We start from the raw sequence: 3,207 nt of genomic DNA, 5'->3' as shown, positions 1-3,207 counted from the left end.
GCCGCGAAGAAGGCGGTCCCGTCACGCCCGGGCAAGCGCGCCGCCACCGCCCGCGCCCCCGCGAAGGAGGCCGGTGCGACCACCGAGCTGGAGCGGGAATGGGCGGCGACGAAGGCCCTCTTCTTGACGCTCGAGAACAATCACGGCTGCGAAGCCATGGGGATGCAGTGCAGCCTCTTCGGGACGCTGCTGGAGGGCTTCAACCAGGGCGGCAGCAGGACGCCGACCCTCAGGCAGGTGAAGAGCCTGCATGACCAGCTCCGGACCGTGCAGCGCCGTCAGGAGTAGCGCCCCGAAAGGGCGCCTCCCACGCGGTCGCGCCTAACGCCGGGAGCCCGCGTCCATCCTCGAGCCCGCGTCCATCCTCGAGCCCGCGTCCATCCTCGAGCCCGCGTCCATCATCATGCCCGCGTCCATCATCATGCCCGCGTCGCGCCCGGAGCCGCCGGTGCCCTCCGAGGACGCCGTGCCCCGGTAGCTCTCCGCGAGCCCCGTGCCCAGCTCCCGGGTGCCGCCGGTCTGCTGGCCGGAGCTGTTCGCGGCCTCGCCCTCCATGTTGTTGGGGGCGGACGTGCCGCCACCCAGCGCGGCCTTGCTGTCGCTGTGGTAGGGCCTGCCGCCGCCCTCGTTGGAGGGATGGCCCAGGTTGCCGCCAGCCGTGTCCCCGGCCGGCGCCGGCTGGGAGCGGTGCTGGAGCTGCACGGGGTCCTGGAACCCCTGGGGGCCCTTCGAGGACTGCTCGCTGTTGCAGCCCCAGGCTCCGAAGGCACCGCCCACCAGCAGCCCCAGCCCCATCGCGCGCTTGATGCCCTTCATGGTTTCCCCCTCTGGCGCGAGGACCTCCGCGCCTGTCCGTCCGGGAAGTTAGGGCCGGCGCTTCCCGGGGCCACCCACCCCAGCAGTTGCCTGCCTGTCCGCCCACCGGGCTCCACGACGTGCCCGTGTTGACAAGACTGTCGCCCAGGCGGGAAACACGCAGAGCGCGGAAGTCCTACGCCGTGCGTCTTCCCCGTCCCCCGAGGTCGCATGGTTCGCTACGCCCTCGCCATCTTCACCAGCGCCTTCCTGCTCTTCGGCGTCCAGCCGCTGGCGGGCCGCTACGCGCTGCCGTGGTACGGCGGCACGCCGGCGGTGTGGACGGCGTGCATGCTGTTCTTCCAGGCCGTGCTGCTCGCGGGGTACGCCTACGCGCACGCGGTGGCCTCCCGGCTGCGCTCGCGCGCGCAGGCCTTCCTGCACCTGGGCCTGCTGGCGGTGGCGCTGGGCGCGCTCGTGGCGCGGGCCTCGTGGACGGGCTCTCCGCTGGCGCCGGGGGACGGCTGGCGCCCGGTGGATGAGCACCTGCCCGTGCTCCGGCTGATGCGGATGCTGGCCGCCGCGCTGGGCCTGCCCTTCTTCGTGCTCAGCACCACCGGCCCGCTGCTCCAGTCGTGGTTCGCCCGCGCGCGGCCGGAGCGCTCGCCGTACGTGCTCTACGCGCTCTCCAACGCGGGCTCGCTGCTGGCGCTCCTGGGCTACCCGTTCCTCGTGGAGCCCTGGGTGGGCCGGAGCGCGCAGGCGTGGGGCTGGGCCGCGGGCTTCGTCCTCTTCGTCCTCTGCGTCCTGGCCTGCGCCCGGGACCTGCTGCGCCGCGCGCCCGCGGCCAGCGCCCCCGGCGCCGCCACGAACCCCCTCGGGTCCTCCGACGGGGCTCCTTCCGGGGCTCCCGTCGAAGCGCCGCGCCCGGGCGTGGGCCGCACGCTGACGTGGCTGGCGCTGAGCACGTGCGCGTCGGTGCTGCTGCTGGCCACGACGAACAAGCTGTCCCAGGACGTGGCGGCGGGCCCCTTCCTGTGGGTGATGCCGCTCGCCGTGTACCTGGTCACCTTCATCCTGGCCTTCTCGCGCGAGTCCCTCTACGCGCGCACGCCGTACTCGGTGGCGCTCATCGCCTCCGTGGTGCTGGTGACGTACGCGCACAAGGAGGGCCCCGCGCTGGGCCTGGGGTGGCAGGTGCTCTTCCACGCGTCCGCCCTCTTCACGGGCGCCATGGTGTGCCACGGGGAGCTGTACCGGCGCCGCCCGGCCCCGCGCTACCTGAGCGCCTTCTACCTCTGGGTGTCCGTGGGCGGCGTGCTGGGCGGCGTGTTCGTCAACCTGGTGGCGCCCGCCCTCTTCAACACCTACTGGGAGCACCCGCTGGCCCTGGCCGCGTGCTGCGCGGTGTCCTTCGCGGGCTGCTGCGCCGGCCGAAGGAGGAGCCGGTGGTGGCGCGCACGCAGCGCCTGCTGCGCGGGGCGCTGCTGGTGGGCGTGGCGCTGCACCTGCCGCTGCTCGTCGCCTCGGACCAGGCGCGCGTGCGCTTCGCCGCGCGCAACTTCTTCGGCGTGGTGCGCGTGCTGGAGCTGTCCCCGGAGGACCCGCGGCAGCACCAGTTCGCCCTGCGCCACGGCGCCATCACGCACGGCTGGCAGTACATCCGCCCGGAGCGCCGCAACCTCCCTTCCGCGTATTACACGCCGGACAGCGGCCTGGGGCTCGCGCTCGCGGAGCAGCGCCGGTGGCGCCAGGCACAGGGGCTGCCCACCGGCCTGCACGTGGGCATGCTGGGGCTGGGCGTGGGCAACAGCGCCGCGCTCCTGGTGGCCGGGGACGACGTGCGCTTCTACGAAATCAACCCCGTCATCATCGACCTCGCGCGGGGGCAGGGCGGCTTCTTCAGCACGCTGACGGACACGCCCGCGCGCGTGGAGGTCGTCGAGGGTGACGCGCGCATCTCGCTGGAGCGGGAGCTGGAGCACGGCTCGCGGAAGTTCGACGTGCTGGCGCTGGACGTCTTCAGCTCGGATGCCATCCCGGTGCACCTGCTGACGCGCGAGGCGGTGGCGCTCTACCTCCAGCACCTGGCGCCGCACGGGGTGCTGGCGCTGCACATCAGCAACCAACACCTGGACCTGGTGCCCATCAGCCTGGCGCACGCGCGGGCCTCCGGCCTGTCCGCGGCGCTCGTCACGGTGGACAGTCAGGGCGACACGGTGTCGAGCTCGTGGATGCTGCTGAGCCCGGAGCCGGAGTTCTTCTGGGGCGCCACCTTCACCGGGAGCCGCGCGCACGTGCGCCGGCTGGGGCTGCGCGGCGAGCCCGCCTACGTCTGGACGGACGAGCGCAGCAGCGTGCTCCAGGCCCTGCGCCCCAGGGCCCAGGGCCGCGCCGCGGCGGACCCGAACG

The 3,207-nt window shown here is 73.7% G+C and carries 2 protein-coding genes and 1 pseudogene; 2 read left to right on the top strand and 1 reads right to left on the bottom strand.

What is annotated here, in order from left to right; translation table 11 throughout:
- Nucleotides 1-288: hypothetical protein (locus ACLEQD_RS39950; RefSeq protein WP_410391174.1), on the top strand; the 288-nt coding region annotated here is incomplete at its 5' end.
- 33 nt (nt 289-321) lie between these two features.
- Here ACLEQD_RS39950 and ACLEQD_RS39945 read toward each other — a convergent pair.
- The gene (locus ACLEQD_RS39945) at nt 322-816 is read right to left on the bottom strand and encodes a hypothetical protein (protein WP_410391172.1); all 495 of its coding nucleotides are present in this window, start codon (nt 814-816) and stop codon (nt 322-324) included.
- A gap of 210 nt (nt 817-1,026) precedes the next feature.
- Here ACLEQD_RS39945 and ACLEQD_RS39940 point away from each other — a divergent pair.
- Nucleotides 1,027-3,207: pseudogene (locus ACLEQD_RS39940) on the top strand (spermidine synthase); the annotation flags it as partial.

The organism is Corallococcus sp. 4LFB (assembly GCF_046520365.1).
In the GTDB taxonomy this organism is placed as follows: Bacteria; Myxococcota; Myxococcia; order Myxococcales; family Myxococcaceae; genus Corallococcus; species Corallococcus caeni.
This window is presented reverse-complemented; position numbering and strand designations above follow the sequence as displayed.